Here is a 16,252-nt window from a genome sequence, read left to right as displayed (position 1 = left end):
CAATAAGTTCATTTCTAGACTCCACATACCAGAGGGTTACTTATGCTATTTAATGGCGATTTGACAACTGAATGTCCAATTAGACAAAAGATCCGTGATTTCTACCGTATTGATGAAAATGCGGTGATTGATCACATTTTGCCTTTGGCTGAAGTAGGCGTGAAAGCGCGTAGCCGAGCGTGGGAACGTGCTCGTCAAATGGTTTTAAATATCCGTCGCGATCAGGATGGTCAAAGCGGTGTAGATGCACTACTAAACGAGTTCTCACTTTCAAGTGAAGAAGGTGTGGTATTAATGTGTTTAGCAGAAGCACTACTACGTGTACCAGACAAAGCAACGCAAGACTCACTAATTCGTGACAAACTTGCTAAAGGTGACTGGAGCTCGCACTTAGGTAGCAGTGACTCTCTATTTGTAAATGCATCGTCTTGGGGCCTGTTAGTAACTGGTAAAATGGTTAACTACAGCGACAAATCTAAAGAACAGCAATTCGGTGTTCTGAAGAAAACAATTGGTCGTCTAGGTGAGCCTGTTATTCGTAAATCTGTGAACTTCGCAATGAAGATCATGGGTAAGCAATTCGTTATGGGTCGTACTATTAACGAAGCGATTGAACGTGCTGCTGATAAAGAGCAAAAAGGCTACGTATACTCATACGATATGCTAGGTGAAGGCGCGCGCACCATGAAAGATGCTGAGCGTTACTTTCAAAGCTACATGACGGCAATCCACGCGATTGGTAAAGCAGCAAATGGCCGTGGCCCAATCAAGAGCCCTGGTATCTCAGTTAAAATTTCTGCGATTCACCCACGTTATGAGTTTACTCATCGTGAGCGTGTGATGGCTGAAATCGTACCTAAGCTAAAAGAGCTTGCACTTGCAGCTAAAAGCTACGACATCGGCTTCACTGTTGATGCTGAAGAAGCTGACCGTTTAGACATCTCATTAGATATCATTGAAGCGGTATTCAGCGATGACGATTTAGGTAACTGGAATGGCTTTGGTTTAGCCGTTCAAGCATACCAAAAACGCGCTATTTTTGTGGTTGAATGGGTTGCAGAACTTGCCCGCCGCGTTGGTCGTAAATTAATGGTTCGTCTTGTTAAAGGCGCATACTGGGATACAGAAATCAAAACCACTCAACAAGATGGTTTAGATCACTACCCGGTATTTACACGTAAAGCGACGACTGACGTTTCGTACAAAGCATGTGCTATCAAACTACTTGAAGCGCGCGATGTACTTTACCCGCAATTTGCTACACACAACGCCTACACTGCGGCAACTATTTTAGAAGTTGCTAAAGGTGACCATGAAGGTTTCGAATTCCAACGCCTACACGGTATGGGTGAGTCATTATTCGACCAAATCGTTGAGCAAGAAAAAATTCAATGTCGTGTTTACGCACCTGTAGGTCAACACGAAGACTTACTTGCCTACTTAGTACGTCGTTTATTAGAAAACGGTGCTAACTCTTCATTCGTAAATGCGATTGTTGATACCACTAAACCAGTTGAATCACTATTACCAGACCCTGTAGAAACGCTGCAAGGTTTACGTAACAAGTACAACACGCAAATTAAGATGCCAATTGATTTATATGGTGATGAGCGTCCAAACTCGAAAGGCATGGACTTAACTGACATCAATGTTATTACACCATTTAAAGAAAACCTTGATACTTGGTTTGCTGAGCACCGCATTGAATTAAGCGCAGTGCCAGAAGGTTCTATCCCAGTTAAGAACCCTGCAAACCATAAAGAAATCATTGGTCATGTGAAGTTACAATCATCAGAAGAGATGACTGCACTTTTAGAAAATGCAGAAAAAGCATTTGAATCATGGTCACAAACACCTGTTAAAGAACGCGCAAACTTACTACGCCGCGTTGCTGATATCCTAGAACGTCACCACGATGAGTTAGTGGCTCTGTGTATCAAAGAAGCGGGTAAAGTAACTCAAGACGGTATCGATGAAGTACGTGAAGCTGTGGATTTCTGCCGCTACTACGCTGCACGTGCTGAAGAATTATCACAAGACGAGCGTTTTGAAGCGCGTGGTGTGATCTTATGTATCAGCCCATGGAACTTCCCTCTTGCTATCTTCTTAGGCCAAGTTGCTGCAGCTATCGTGACAGGTAACACGGTTATTGCAAAACCTGCTGAGCAAACAAGTTTAATCGCCCTTCGTACGATTGAACTTATGCTATCTGTTGGCTTACCAGAGCACGTTGTACAACCTGTTATTGCTCGTGGTAGCGAAGTAGGTAAAACAATCGTTCCTGATGAGCGTATTCAAGCAGTTATGTTCACAGGTTCAACTGAAACCGGTACTGTTATTTCGCAAACGCTTGCTGCGCGTAATGATATCCAAGTACCGCTTATCGCTGAAACCGGTGGTCAAAACTGTATGATCGTTGACTCAACGGCTCTACCAGAGCAAGTTGTTGACGATGTGATCAGCTCAGGTTTCCAAAGTGCTGGTCAACGTTGTTCTGCGCTACGTGTGTTGTTCTTACAAGAAGACGTTGCAGACGGCATCATTGATATGATCAAAGGCGCTTTAAAAGAGCTTCATGTTGGCGATCCTTCACTACTTTCAACGGATATCGGTCCGGTTATCGACGAGAAAGCACTGAAGAACCTAAACGAGCACGTTGAGTACTTAAAAGGTAACGCAACACTTCATTACGAATGTGCGATCCCTGATAACAACGAAAATGGTGCTTACTTCTTTGCGCCTCGTTTATACGAAATCAAAGATTTATCTGTACTTAAGCGCGAAGTATTTGGCCCATGTGTACACATCATCCGTTTCAAAGGCTCAGAGCTTGATAACGTAATTGACCAAGTAAATGGCACTGGCTTCGGTCTAACGATGGGTGTTCATTCACGTATCGAAGAACGTTGTGAATACTTAGCGAAGATGTCACGTGCAGGTAACGTTTACATCAACCGTAATATGATCGGTGCGATTGTAGGCGTACAACCTTTCGGTGGCCGTGGTCTTTCTGGTACTGGTCCTAAAGCCGGTGGTCCAAACTACTTACAACGTCTAGTGAAAGAAAAAGCATCACCAGATAACGTCCAAATGACAAACCTAACACCTGATGAGTTAGATACACATAACTTCTCTGGTGCAGCTGAGCAAGTTGCTAAGCTGATGGAAAATTCATTACGCGACGAGAAAATCTGGCGTGCGACACCGCTAAACGACCGTGTTTCTGCTGTACGTCAATTACTTGCGAAAGTAGCAACGGTAGAGATCATCGACGAGCTAGCTGATGACTTAGCATTAACACTAGCTGATGCACGTGCGCAGCTTAACCGCCTTGAAAAACACATGCGTAAGCACACTGTATTACCGGGACCAACGGGTGAATCAAACACGCTTCACTTAGAGCCTCGTGGCTGTGTGGTTTGTTATGCTGATAAGAGTACGTCATTTAACTTCTGGGCAATTTCGATTATCACAGCACTTGCGGCAGGTAACACCGTAATTACTGTTGCATCAGAGTTATTCTACGAAGAAGCGGTTGCGTTCAGAGACAAGTTTATCTCTACAGGTATTGCTGAAGGTGTATTCCAAGTTGCTAAACCTAATCAGTTACAAGCAATTTTAGCGCACCCTCACCTTGCTGGTGCAGTTGTTGCTGCACGTTCATCACGCTTAGGCTACTTCAGCCAGCAGCTAGCACAACGTAAAGGTGCGATTCTGCCAGTGATCAGCTCAGAGTACTACGACACGCTAATTAAACGTTTATTAACTGAGAAAACAATCAGTATTGATACAACGGCATCAGGTGGTAATACATCTCTAATGACCTTAGTTGAAGACGACGAATAATCGTATTCAGTAAGGGAGTTACCATTCCCTGAGTAAATTAAAAGCCCTCGCATTTTGCGGGGGCTTTTTAGTATTAAAGATACCTTTTCATTATTCTTATTTACCGAGGTACAAATTTTCTGCTAGTTTTATAGTATTGTATTTGACTAGAAGTAAAGGCCTTGAAAACACTCCCTATCAATCAACTTAAGCCGGGCATGTTTGTACAAAGCGTGACAAAACAAACAGGCAAGATCCGTATAAAAAACCAAGGTTGGGTAAAAACGCAGGGAAGTATAGATAAACTGATCAAGGCAGGTATATTAGAAATTTCAATCGATCCGGATAAAACACTGACTTTAGACAGTGATAATAAAGTGGTCGAGCAACAAGATATTGCGAAACCTGCGACCAATTCAGAGACCTTTAATCCTTGGCACACCAGCCATAGCGTGTCAGCAGAAATGAGCAAAGCAAACAGCTTATACAACGAAGCAAGAACACTGCAAAGCAAAGCATTTGATGATATCCGCGATGGCAACAAAATTGATATCGCCCCTTTTAAAGACCTCGCAAGTGGTTTTATTGATTCGGTTTTTCGTAACCAAGATGCGCTTGCTTGTATCACACGTATGCGCGAAAAAGATGCCTATCTGCTTGAACATTCAATCAATGTTTCGATTTTAATCAGTATTTTTGCCAAACATTTAGGAATAGAAAAATCGATAATCCAAGAAATTGCCACCGGCGCATTACTACACGATATCGGCAAAATAAACATTCCTGATGAAATACTTAATAAACCAGGCAAGTTAACCGATGACGAATATAAAACCATTCAAGACCACGCTCGCTTTAGCAAAGAAATTTTAGAGCAGTCAGGTTTAAGTGGAATTGCGGTGGATATTGCAGGATTCCATCACGAGCGCTTAGACGGTAGTGGCTATCCGTTTGGTAAAAGTGGTGAAGAGATCAGCTTGTATGTGCGCATGGCTTCGATTGTCGATGTGTATGATGCACTAACCGCTGAGCGGGTCTACAAAGCAGGCATGGAGCCAATTAAGGCATTTAAAATTCTCAAAGAAGGCTGCCCAGATAGCTTTGATGGAGACCTAGTCACTAAGTTTATTCAATGTATTGGTATTCACCCGGTTGGCACCTTAGTGAAACTTGAAAGTCAAAAGTTAGGTGTGGTCACTCACAGTAACCCAACCAGCCCTTTAAAACCTCAAGTTAAAGTGTTTTATCACGCTAAACATGCGCGTTATACCGAAGTGCAGGATATTGATTTGGCAAACAGCCGCTGTCATGACAGTTTAGAATCAGCAGTCAGGCCTGCTGAATTTAATATCGATCTGATCCGCTTTTTTAAGAACGCGATTTTACCTTAATCCCTTAAAGTAAAGACTGGCTATTCAGGCCAGTCTTGTAATGCTTTTAGGGTAAACTCATAGCCATCGTAGCTTAATAAGCTTTGCTCAGGGGTAATTTCAACCACAGATAGCACACCAATGTTATCGCCTTCGTATAATTCTCTACCGTTTAACTTAATCCAACGCTTTGATGATTCAGACGCATAGATATGCGCTTGATATTTAATGGTAGGAATTAGGCTTTGCAGCGCATCGGGTAATAGCTCAATCGGCTCAGCATACGAGGTATTTTTAGTGCTTCGAGTAATATCAACACTGTGTGCGTTATCAACATCTTCAACCGCTTTAGCAAAGGCATCCTTTAAGGTATCTGGCACATCTCTTAACTCATCATTTGTTGATGATTGCGATGCGGGTTGAGTTGGTTGACCATCAAGTGGCTTACCCAGCACCTTATACTTACTTAGATCAATGCCATTGCTGCTCATTTGTTGCGGGTTAATCTGCTGCATTTGCATTGGTTGAGAAAATTGTGGCTGCGATTGATATACAGGCTGATTTTGATACACAGCTTGCTGCTGATATTGCGGCTGTACTTGATAACCTTGATTCGCGTACACAGGTGCTGAATTTACCGGAACTTGCACCCACTGGTATTGCTGTCCTTGCACTGGCACCTGCTGCATCATTTGTTGCTGCCCCATGGCTGGTTGCATCAACTGCCCTTGTTGCGACATTGTGGTTACTTGAGCTGGGTTATTAGCAGCTTGCTGAGTGTGTGGTTGGGCAACTTGATCTTGCTTAGCGGGTTGTTGCGATTCAGGGCTTACTTGAGCCTCAGTCGTAGCGTTTTCTGTGGCTTCATTGCTGTTATTCACAACTTTTGGCTGCTCAGCAAATGGTTTATTTTGTTGTAACCATTTACCAATTGAAAAGCCTGCCATCAAGGTTAAAATGGCCGCCAATAATAAGCCAAATGAAAAAGCTAAGCGGCGATAGCGTGTAAGTTCTTGTTGTTGTTTGAGCGCAAGCGCTGCTTGGTCGTGGTCAACCGCGGTTTGTTCGTGCTGACCAGACTGTTTAATTGCATCTAATAATAATGACATAAATGAACACTCGTTATATTAGGTAGGATAAACCAATACCCATTCCTAATACGGCTAAAAATGAAACGGGATAAAGCCACACATAACTCGGCTCTTTATTTGCTACTGTGGCCATTGGTGTACTCGTGGGTGGCAATGCTTCAGCAGCTGAGCGCATCACAAGCTCACTATCAACACTCAATTTTTGCTGCGAAAAAGCCCCTACTAAACAACGCTCACACAATAAATTGATTAATCTTGGTACACCTTGAGTGACTTGATAAATTGCTTTTAACGCATCACCTGAGAACAAGGCTTGCTCTGTACCCGCTTTAAACAAGCGATGCTTAACATAGGCAAATACTTGCCCTTCCGTTAATGGTAATAAGTGATAACGTGCCGTTATACGCTGAGCTAGTTGTCTTAATTCAGTACGTTTTAATAACTCTTGTAACTCTGGTTGCCCAACTAACACAATTTGCAGTAGCTTTTTGTGATCCGTTTCGATATTCGTCAATAAGCGCAATTGCTCTAGCACATCTGGTGCGAGTAATTGTGCTTCATCAATAATTAAGATGGTATGACCGCCTGCTTGATTATTTGCCTCTAGATGTTTTTTAATAACATCAGTAAGCGTTTTTAATGTCGCATTCGCGCTGTCATACTCAATTTTCAACTCATCACAAATACTGGCAAGCAGTTCGAGCTGTGACAAAGCTGGGTTATGAATTTGTGCGACTTGGGTGTTTTCAGGTAACTGCTCTTGCAGACTTCTTGTTAGTGTTGTTTTACCTGTACCCACTTCGCCTGTTAACAGAACGAAGCCACCCGCTTCACCTAATCCGTAGGTAAGATGTGCTAATGCCTCTTTATGGCGCTCACTAAGAAATAAATACTCAGGATTAGGGGCAATCGAAAAGGGTTTTTCTGACAAGCCAAAATAGCTTAAATACACCGTGTTATTCCTTGCGTTTAAAATCACGGTCTATAATGGCAAAAAACATCGCTACTTAAAACCTTGTTTACATTTTATTGGTTAAATAACGTAAAATAGCGAAAAGGCAAAATTTTAGGTGTTTTATGCAGGTTTATTTAGTCGGTGGCGCAGTGAGAGATGCCCTACTTGGTCGTGACGTTAAAGAGCGCGATTATGTGGTGGTTGGTGCAACGCCCGAGCAACTTATCAGCCAAGGCTATCAACAAGTTGGAAAAGATTTTCCGGTATTTTTACACCCTAAAAGTAAAGAAGAATATGCGCTAGCCCGTACCGAGCGAAAACAAGGCCAAGGTTACACGGGGTTCATTTGTGATTTCGCGCCTGATGTCACTTTAGAGCAAGACTTAATTCGTCGAGATCTCACCGTAAACGCCATTGCTCAAGCCCAAGATGGCAGCTTAGTTGACCCATTTTCTGGCCAGCAAGATCTTGAAAATCGTGTATTACGTCATGTCTCCGATGCCTTTAGTGAAGACCCTCTACGCATATTGCGAGTAGCGCGTTTTGCTGCTCGTTATCATTACCTAGGCTTTACTATCGCCCCAGAAACCCTATCACTATTAACCGAGATGGTTAAAGCCGGTGAACTGAGTACCCTCACCGCTGAGCGCGTTTGGTTGGAATGCGAAAAATCCCTCAGTGATGGCGCATTTAGCGAGTTTCTAAATGTACTTGCCAGCATCAACGGCCTGCATGTGATTAGCCCTGAGCTTGAAAGTAAATGGTGTGATGAGCTTTACAATACGTTTCAAGCACGTTTTGACTATGCTAACAAACTACAAATTAACGACACTGCGTTGTTATTTAGCCAAGTTACTTTATCGCTTTCAAGCGATGAGATAAAAACGATAGCTAGCAACATTCGCTTACCTAATGAAGTACGTGATTTAGCGCTATTTAGCCAAACTCATCAAACAACGTTAAGTGCAGAAAAACCGACTAGCGAAGCTGTTTTTGCTTGCTTTAATCAACTTGATTTATGGCGTCGCCCTGAGCGTTTTGAGCAAGTATTGAAGGTGTTAGAAATAAGTCAGCAACAACCTGTTAGCTGTTTTGAGTCGCTCACAAAGGCAGCTAAGCAAGCACGAGCAGTTAGTCCGCAGCAATTTATTGCTCAAGGTATTAAAGGCGCAGAAATAAAAACCGCGCTTGAGCAAGCGCGGTTAGAAGTTATTTACAGTTACTTTTCGTAGCGCACCAAACGCAAATAAACATCGGACGTTTTTGCGTGCAGGCTGTTTATGCCTTTATCAAATTGGTACACCCAAGCAAGATCGGTACGACTGATCCCTGAAGTACTGCTCCAATAGTTTTGCAGCTTAGTCGATAAAAATGCCGTTTCGTTGATACTAGGCTGTACACAACTATGCTCTAAGATACTTGCTAACTCTTTTACATTTGGCACATGCCAATCAGTGTAATCAGCAAACGTTGCGTTTTCGGCCCCGCGTAAAGCTTCGCCCCATGTAAGCTGCTGGCTCGTGCCCTCGCAAGTATCCGTGTCACTATCATAACTTTGGCCAAACGTACAACGTTGCCACATAAGACCCGTTTCGCTGTCACTTACTGTACCATCCTCATTGATAGTAAAGCGGCTATCAGGCGTCGTCTCAGTGACGGCGCTATAACATACTTGCGCAGCGGCATAACTCGATTGCAGAGCGATTACGGTAAGTGCTGTGATTAAAGATAAGTTTCGCATATTACTCTCCCGGCGTTCTAACTAAGCGCACAAAGGCAGTGTTACTTTTTGGATACGCTAAATCATTCGCACTACTCATATCGATAATATAAGCTTGCGACAAACTTGTTCCATCTGCCGCGGTTTGCGAAGTCCAATAAGGCATAAACGAACTGCCATCTGTACTTAGTTGCGTGTCGCTCGGTTGATTTGGGAAAAAGTCACTATTAAGTATCGAAGACTCACCTTGCTTGGCATAATCTAATAACCCTAATAATTCGGTGTAAGTGGGCACACGCCAATTTGTACCACCGCAAAAATCGCTGCTGTTTACATCATTAATGTAAGTTTGCAGGCCACAGTTGCTGGTGCTTGGGCAAGTAGAGCTCGCAGCCCCTTGAACACTGCCCGTTTGCACACCACTTGAACCATTTAAATACCAGGTATAATGGTTTGTTGCTGCACGATCGGTTGTTGACGGCGGTAATGTTGAACTTGCTTCTTTTACTTCCCAAATAAGGCCCGTCACGTTATCGCGTACACAACTAAAGCTGGTCGCATCATCAGGAAGTTCGTCGGCATATTCATTCATTTTGGTAAAATCAAACGCCAGGTCACCCTGACCGACTTTATCTAGTTGATTAGCGACACTGTCACGGCCTATGTCTGCGTCTTGGCTTGGGAAGTCTTCGCTGCCGCAATTAATTTTTTGCGAGTTGTTATAGCAATCGCTCATACCGGTATCGTTAATTAATCCCAACGGTTTTGGACTTATATCGATAATTACCGTATCTGTGTCGCTACGCGATTTACTGTCTGTCACGGTAACTTCAAAACTAAGCTCTGAATCAGTATCGACATCAGGGGCTACAAACGTCGTGATACATTGGTTCTGGTTTGCCAACGTCACTGTTTCGCCTGTTAACTGCTCCCAAAAACATGATTTTGTTGCTGTCACAATTTCACTGTTGCTGGCATCAAGGGTTACGGTATCAAACTCGATAACCTGCTGGTCTTCCCCTGCATCAGCAATAATAACCTCAACCGTTTTGTTTAAGGTAAACGACGCCTCAGTACTCGCCGAGCCACCTTCATCATCGGTTACAGTCAAGCGCCATGTCATTGCTGTATTTGATTCAAGTAATGGGTGAGTAAAACTAATTGTTTGATTTGTATAACTATCAGCGGTTAAATCTGGGCCATCAAGTTGCGTCCACAAATAACTGTCAACCGAGCCATTTTCATCGATATCAGCAGATTCTTCGCCGCTTAATGTGATCACATCATTGTATTGTGATGGCAACTCTTCTGGCGCAGTTTGGGTAATAACAGCAACAGGAAGTTGGTTATTGGAAGTAATAAAAATACTGACTTGATCGGAAACAAGTTGCCCATCATCGGTTTGATAATTCACTTTCAACACAAGCTCTGAATCGAGCTTAATATCAGGAGCAGTAACAGTTTGTTCAGCACCCTCAGCAGGAAAACCTTCTAATGCTGGGCCACTGACTCGCTCCCAAGTGAAGGTTCCATCGCTTGGAGAGCCTTTTGCAGATACAGTAAACTCACTTTTTTCAATGATTTGCTGATCTGTGCCCGCATTAACGGTTGCAGCGGTTATGCTCGAGTCACTCGAACCGCCACCGCCACCACAGGCTGTTAATGTCGTTAATGCAACGAGGGCAAGAGGCACTAATCTCATGTTTACCACCTTAAAATGAAAAGTCGGTTAAGGCCGACTGCCAAATAAGCTAATAACAAGCAATTAAAGTGCCAGACTAGGAGTTATAAATAACTTTCTTGGTGGATACGAACGAAAAGCTTTGTGCCGATTTTACTGTAGTCGACTTTATACTCTCGACCATCTAGGGCTTGGATAAACAGTAAACGTTTTTCTTCTGCGAACACATCTGGACTGGTTACATAAACCATCTCTAGATAGCGCTCTTTCGCTTCACGACGGTTTTTTGGCAGATCTTCTTTGAAAGGCTCAAGGCCATTTTGGGTCACTTTAATACGTGGATGGTTTTCACCATTCACTATCACTAAATCAAGTTTTTTATCTTTGTGTATAATTGTGTTTCGACCGCTTTTAATAAAAGAACGTTCTTGACTCATAGCCTTTTCCTACTACTTTCTGCCACCTAAAGCTTACATTTTCTGCAAGCGAGTCTCTATAAACTCATTAGGATTCAGTTTCCAACGATTCAAATCAGCACTAAATTGCCAAATATCAACATCAAGTACATTGGCAGGCAGTAATAAATCGTATCCTGTCAATTGCCTTAAATGCTGCGTACGATTGGCAAACATGGCAATCAATCCTTTGTAAAGCTGACCACTTGGGGCAGTGTAGTCCGTCTCTTCTATTAACCATTCTGATGGGCAATCACCATTTTTGCAATGTTTTTGAATAACTTGCATAAATAAATGACGTTGCTCTATTAGTAATCGTCCGGCAATTCTTGGGTGAATCTGTGTTAAAAATTCATCTATGTTATTGAGTTTAATACCAACTGCGTTTAACTCAAGGTATTCTAAGCCCTGTTCCACTTTTGGTATACCACTATGATGAAAATTAGCACGATTTAGCTGCCAATTCCCAACTTTGTGATGATAAATAAGTAAATTCTGAGTAAATGTTAGGCTAAAGTATGGCTCTTGCGTTTTTAAAAAGCCAATAAACAGCGCAGCAATACAGCTTGTTGCTAAAAAGATTTCAACAAGGCTAATTTCGCCAGGTCTCAATATGTTAACCAGCATAATAATGATCAGCCCAATACCGCCTACAACCAAAAACTCACTGCCATGGCGAGATGCTTGAGCGCGCACGCTAAGTGCAGGACATTTCTTACCCATAAACAGAAAAATAAAAAATAAACATCACAATTGTGACCAAAACTATCTTTCTAAGCGTTAAACAATAATTACACTTTGGCTCTTTACTCATACTAAAACCTCTTTTTTAGTCACAATAAAGGAACAAACTAGCCGAACTTTTAACTTTTACGCTAAATGCACAAATATATGAGATACCTGACATACGGTGCACGTACTAATTTTGTACACTACACTCAACTAATTTTCTGGTAACACAATGATGTATTCTACACAATCTGGCAAAGCTCTTTTTCCATTTATTATTACCCTTTTGCTAGGGTTATGTATTTATTTGTATTTACCTTCAAGCCAAGGTGAGCAGAGCAATTTTGGTAATAGCGCAACTCAAGTGACAGCACATACTGTTGTCGCCGAAGAAAATGCAGTGCTGATTGAAGCAATTGGTAGTGCTCGTGCTAACCAAGCGATTTACTTGCGTAGTGCACAAAACGATTATGTTACCGATATTTTTTTCAACGATGGCGATTTAGTAAATAAAGGTCAAAAGCTTGTTCAACTGCAATCGCAAGAAGAAGAATTAGCAGTAAAAGAATTAAGCATCAATTTACGAGAAGAGCGCCGCCAACTTGAACGCCTCACTGAGTTATCTCGCTCACAAGCCACTGCTAAGTCGTTACTAGAAGAGCAGCTATCACGTGTTGACGCAACCGAAGCACAACTTGAAAGTGCAAAAACAAAATTGGCCGAGATGACGATTAAAGCGCCTTTTTCAGGTTTGCTTGGTAAGCGTGAAATTTCAATTGGTACCTATGTAAATAGCACAACCAACATTACGACACTTGATGATATCAGCATTATCAAAGTTGATTTTAAAGTGCCAGAAAAATACTTAGCGCAACTGCAACTCGGTATGAAAGTGATGACGCAAAATGATGCTTACCCAGAAAAAACTTTTACCGGTAAAGTCACTCACATTAGCTCGCGCATAGACTCAATTACCCGTAGCGTTGAAGTGACTGCCAGCTTTATCAATAAGAGCGGTTTATTACGCCCTGGTATGCTGTTAAACACTGCCTTAGAGTTAAGCTCAAGCCAAGCACTTATGGTGCCTGAGAAAGCCGTGATCCCGCAACAAGACAAACACTATGTGTTCCAAATTGAAGATGGCGTTGCAAACAAAGTCGAAGTGCATGTGGCTGGTCGTCACAATGGCTGGGTAGCCATTGATAAAGGCCTTGAAAATGGCCAACAAGTTGTGACTGAAGGCATCATTAAGATCCGTACTGGCAGCAAAGTAAGTATCAAGGGCTAAACCATGAAAATTACTGATACTAGCGTTAAGCGCCCGGTCTTCGCGATCGTAATAAACCTATTATTACTCACCTTTGGCTTGGTGGCATTTTCTATGCTGCCACTGCGCGAGTACCCAGATATTGAAACACCGATTGTTAGTGTTAGCACTGAATACACAGGTGCTAGCGCAGAGATCATTGAAACGAAAATAACCCAAGTCCTCGAAAACCGTATTTCGGGTATCGAAGGCATTAAAAGTATTAACTCATCGAGCCGAAATGGCCGCTCAAATATCACCATTGAATTTAATATTAGCCGCGATATTGATGCCGCATCAAACGATGTACGTGAGCGTGTAGCCCGTGCCCTTGATAGCTTACCTGAGCAGGTTCGCCCGCCAGAGGTGTCTAAATCAAACAGTGATGAAAGCCCAATTGCTTGGTTCGTACTAAACAGTACCACCATGGATTCATTGCAGTTATCTGATTACGCGCAGCGTTTTATTGTTGACCGATTAGCCGTTGTTGATGGTGTCTCAAACGTGCGCGTGGGTGGCGAGCGTAAATACGCAATGAAAATCTGGTTAAACCGTAAAGCAATGGCTGCGCGCGGTATTACCAGTAGTGATATTGAAACCACTTTACGTACTGAAAACGTTGAATTACCTGCCGGTGAAATCGAATCTATCGACCGCGATTTTACAGTGCGTACTGCGCGTAGTTATAAAGATCAACAAGACTTTCGAAACCTAGTGATCAAACGGGGTGAAGACGGCTATTTAGTGCGTTTAGGTGAAGTGGCTGATGTGCACTTAGAAGCCGCGGACGACGAAAGCTTATTCCGTGGTAATGGCCGTAACATGATTGGTTTGGGTATCGTCAAACAAGCCAAAGCTAATACCCTAACCGTGGTTGATAATGCCCGCGCAGAGCTTGAAAAAATTAAGCGTAACCTGCCAGAAGGCACCACCATTCAAGACAGCTATGACTCTTCAATTTTCATCAAAGAATCGATTGACGAAGTTTATCGCACACTCGTTATTTCAATGGCGCTAGTTGTCTTAGTTATTTACCTGTTTTTAGGCAATATCCGCGCAACCCTAGTGCCTGCTGTAACCGTACCTGTGGCGTTAGTGGGTAGCTTTATGTTCTTGCTGGCTATGGGTTATTCAATCAACTTACTGACTCTTCTAGCCCTCGTGCTGGCAATTGGTTTAGTGGTGGATGATGCGATTGTTATGCTCGAGAACATTCACCGCCGTATCGAATTAGGCGAACCACCACTACTTGCTGCATTTCGTGGTGCCCGTGAAGTTGGCTTTGCGATTATAGCAACGACCCTCGTATTGATTGCGGTATTCGTACCTCTGGTGTTTATGGATGGCCGTATCGGTGCCCTCTTTACCGAATTTGCGATGGCGGTAAGCGCCGCGGTGTTCTTCTCTAGTATTACTGCGTTAACGCTTTCTCCAGCGCTTTGCTCAAAAGTGTTGAAGTCATCAGAAAAAGAAAGCAAGTTTAGCCAGTGGATGGATAGAAGCTTTAACAAAATCGAAAATGCCTACCGTAACTCACTCACCTCAAATATGAGCCGTAAGTGGAGCTTACTACTGACTATGATTTTGGCCGGTGTTGCTAGCTTTATGCTATTTCAAAAAGTGCCATCAGAGCTTACGCCAAAAGAAGACCGCGGTACTTTCTTTATCATGATGAGTGGCCCTGAGGGCGCGAGTTATGAAAATAACGCTGCAAACATGGCTAAAATTGAAGAACGTTTAATGCCTTACTCTGAGTCTGGTGAATTGAGCCGAGTGCTTGTTCGTGTGCCAGGCTGGGGTGGTCAAGGCGGTGTTGCTATCATTGGTATGGCTGATTGGGATAAGCGTAAGCGCTCAACCTGGGAAGTGATGGACGAAATCAGCGGTAAAATGACTGAAGTGACTGATGTGCGTGCGTTTGCCATTATGCGCCGTGGTATTGGTGGCGGCGGTTCATCTCGTCCGATTGAATTTGTACTGCAAGGTAACGATTACGACCAGCTAGCCGATTGGCGAGACCGTATTATTAAGCGTGCTGAGAAAAACCCAGGCTTGGTAAGAATCGATCATGATTACAAAGAAACATTCCCGCAGTTTTTAATCAACATTGATAAAAACAAAGCCGCTGATTTAGGGGTTTCTGTATCAGATGTGGGCCGCACGCTTGAAACCATGTTAGGCCAACGCCGCGTAACCACCTTTATCGACCGCGGTGAAGAATACGATGTGATTTTAAAAGGCACCAAAGAAGACTTTGCTAACCCAACTGATATCTCAAATATCTATTTAAAATCACGTAGTGGCGAATTAGTGCCGCTAGATAGCTTAATTAGCTTAAAAGAAGAAGCCACTGCATCGCGTTTAAACCGTTATAACCGTATGCGCGCAATTACTTTAAGTGCGAACTTAGCAGATGGTTATACCCTAGAAGAAGCACTTAACTTCTTAAATCAAGTTGCAGCAGAAGAAAACGACATCGACGGTGCAATTGACTACAAGGGTGAATCGCAGCTGTTCTATGAAGGTGCATCGGCGATGACCTATGTATTCATACTGGCACTGACAGTCACCTTCTTAGTACTTGCAGCCCAGTTTGAAAGCTTTATTCACCCATTTGTGATCATGCTTACAGTACCACTTGGTTTAGTGGGTGCATTATTTGGTTTGTGGTACACCGGACTTACTCTGAATATTTACAGCCAAATTGGTATCGTAATGCTGATAGGTTTGAGTGCGAAAAACGGTATCTTGATTGTTGAGTTCGCGAACCAACTGCGCGATAAAGGTGTGGAGTTTAACGAAGCGATTACCCAAGCTGCGACACAACGTTTACGCCCAATTATTATGACCTCATTGACCACCGTGATGAGCTCAGTACCGCTGGTACTTGCAAGTGGCCCAGGTGCAGAAAGCCGTATGGTAATTGGTGTGGTGGTATTTACTGGTGTTATTGTTGCAACCTTACTGACCTTATTCGTCGTACCTGCTGCATACAGCGCACTTGCCAGAAATACCCAGTCGCCTGAGTACTTACAGAGCAAGTTAGAGCAGCAAGCAAAAGACAAGCCGTTAGAAGAAATTTAAACGAGCTTGAGCTTTAACAAAACGCCGTCTTTACGG

11 protein-coding genes are annotated in these 16,252 nt (G+C 42.9%); 5 read left to right on the top strand and 6 right to left on the bottom strand.

Going from position 1 to position 16,252, the window contains the following annotated elements:
* The first annotated feature begins 42 nt into the window (after positions 1-42).
* Positions 43-3,846, top strand: a complete 3,804-nt coding sequence (gene putA, locus NH153_RS09480; RefSeq protein ID WP_063703204.1) for a bifunctional proline dehydrogenase/L-glutamate gamma-semialdehyde dehydrogenase PutA — start codon at positions 43-45, stop codon at positions 3,844-3,846.
* A 161-nt stretch (positions 3,847-4,007) separates the two neighbouring features.
* A complete protein-coding gene (locus NH153_RS09475) occupies positions 4,008-5,216 on the top strand; it encodes a cyclic di-GMP phosphodiesterase (RefSeq protein WP_063703201.1) in 1,209 nt (402 codons plus the stop codon).
* A 20-nt stretch (positions 5,217-5,236) separates the two neighbouring features.
* On the opposite strand, the gene NH153_RS09470 is transcribed toward NH153_RS09475, so the two are convergent.
* Both NH153_RS09470 and NH153_RS09465 read right to left on the bottom strand, forming a co-directional pair.
* Positions 5,237-6,304 (bottom strand): general secretion pathway protein GspB, encoded by a 1,068-nt coding sequence (locus NH153_RS09470; RefSeq protein WP_063703199.1) that lies wholly within the window; start codon positions 6,302-6,304, stop codon positions 5,237-5,239.
* A gap of 13 nt (positions 6,305-6,317) precedes the next feature.
* A complete protein-coding gene (locus NH153_RS09465) occupies positions 6,318-7,238 on the bottom strand; it encodes an ExeA family protein (protein ID WP_063703198.1) in 921 nt (306 codons plus the stop codon).
* 125 nt (positions 7,239-7,363) lie between these two features.
* On the opposite strand from NH153_RS09465, the gene NH153_RS09460 reads away from it, so the two are divergent.
* A complete protein-coding gene (locus NH153_RS09460) occupies positions 7,364-8,473 on the top strand; it encodes a tRNA nucleotidyltransferase/poly(A) polymerase-related protein (protein ID WP_063703197.1) in 1,110 nt (369 codons plus the stop codon).
* Here the strand turns inward: NH153_RS09460 and NH153_RS09455 are convergent.
* From NH153_RS09455 to NH153_RS09440, 4 genes are all read right to left on the bottom strand, one after another.
* Entirely contained in the window at positions 8,461-8,982 is a 522-nt protein-coding gene (locus NH153_RS09455; RefSeq protein ID WP_063703194.1) for an Lcl C-terminal domain-containing protein, read from the bottom strand. The genes NH153_RS09460 and NH153_RS09455 overlap by 13 nt on opposite strands.
* A gap of 1 nt (position 8,983) precedes the next feature.
* Positions 8,984-10,663, bottom strand: coding sequence for an Lcl C-terminal domain-containing protein (locus NH153_RS09450; RefSeq protein WP_063703192.1), 1,680 nt, complete (start codon positions 10,661-10,663; stop codon positions 8,984-8,986).
* 83 nt (positions 10,664-10,746) lie between these two features.
* Positions 10,747-11,079, bottom strand: a complete 333-nt coding sequence (locus NH153_RS09445) for a hypothetical protein (RefSeq protein WP_063703190.1) — start codon at positions 11,077-11,079, stop codon at positions 10,747-10,749.
* A gap of 33 nt (positions 11,080-11,112) precedes the next feature.
* Positions 11,113-11,820: a DUF2982 domain-containing protein gene (locus NH153_RS09440; RefSeq protein ID WP_063703186.1), complete on the bottom strand. Its 708-nt coding sequence runs from the start codon at positions 11,818-11,820 to the stop codon at positions 11,113-11,115.
* Between the two features lie 241 nt (positions 11,821-12,061).
* Between NH153_RS09440 and NH153_RS09435 the strand changes: the two genes are divergently transcribed.
* Both NH153_RS09435 and NH153_RS09430 read left to right on the top strand, forming a co-directional pair.
* Positions 12,062-13,114: an efflux RND transporter periplasmic adaptor subunit gene (locus NH153_RS09435; protein ID WP_063703532.1), complete on the top strand. Its 1,053-nt coding sequence runs from the start codon at positions 12,062-12,064 to the stop codon at positions 13,112-13,114.
* 3 nt (positions 13,115-13,117) lie between these two features.
* The gene (locus NH153_RS09430) at positions 13,118-16,216 is read left to right on the top strand and encodes an efflux RND transporter permease subunit (RefSeq protein WP_063703184.1); all 3,099 of its coding nucleotides are present in this window, start codon (positions 13,118-13,120) and stop codon (positions 16,214-16,216) included.
* Positions 16,217-16,252: the final 36 nt, after the last annotated feature.

The organism is Pseudoalteromonas gelatinilytica, from assembly GCF_001641615.1.
Classification (GTDB): Bacteria; Pseudomonadota; Gammaproteobacteria; order Enterobacterales; family Alteromonadaceae; genus Pseudoalteromonas; species Pseudoalteromonas gelatinilytica.
The sequence above is the reverse complement of the archived record's forward strand: the minus strand, read 5'-3'. Positions and strand labels throughout refer to the sequence as shown.

Bases quoted from the DNA above. Each gene is read 5' to 3' on its own strand.
- putA (WP_063703204.1), top strand. From the start codon at position 43: ATGCTATTTAATGGCGATTTGACAACTGAATGTCCAATTAGACAAAAG.
- NH153_RS09470 (WP_063703199.1), bottom strand. From the start codon at position 6,304: ATGTCATTATTATTAGATGCAATTAAACAGTCTGGTCAGCACGAACAA.
- NH153_RS09460 (WP_063703197.1), top strand. From the start codon at position 7,364: ATGCAGGTTTATTTAGTCGGTGGCGCAGTGAGAGATGCCCTACTTGGT.
- NH153_RS09455 (WP_063703194.1), bottom strand. From the start codon at position 8,982: ATGCGAAACTTATCTTTAATCACAGCACTTACCGTAATCGCTCTGCAA.
- NH153_RS09450 (WP_063703192.1), bottom strand. From the start codon at position 10,663: ATGAGATTAGTGCCTCTTGCCCTCGTTGCATTAACGACATTAACAGCC.
- NH153_RS09445 (WP_063703190.1), bottom strand. From the start codon at position 11,079: ATGAGTCAAGAACGTTCTTTTATTAAAAGCGGTCGAAACACAATTATA.
- NH153_RS09440 (WP_063703186.1), bottom strand. From the start codon at position 11,820: ATGGGTAAGAAATGTCCTGCACTTAGCGTGCGCGCTCAAGCATCTCGC.
- NH153_RS09435 (WP_063703532.1), top strand. From the start codon at position 12,062: ATGTATTCTACACAATCTGGCAAAGCTCTTTTTCCATTTATTATTACC.
- NH153_RS09430 (WP_063703184.1), top strand. From the start codon at position 13,118: ATGAAAATTACTGATACTAGCGTTAAGCGCCCGGTCTTCGCGATCGTA.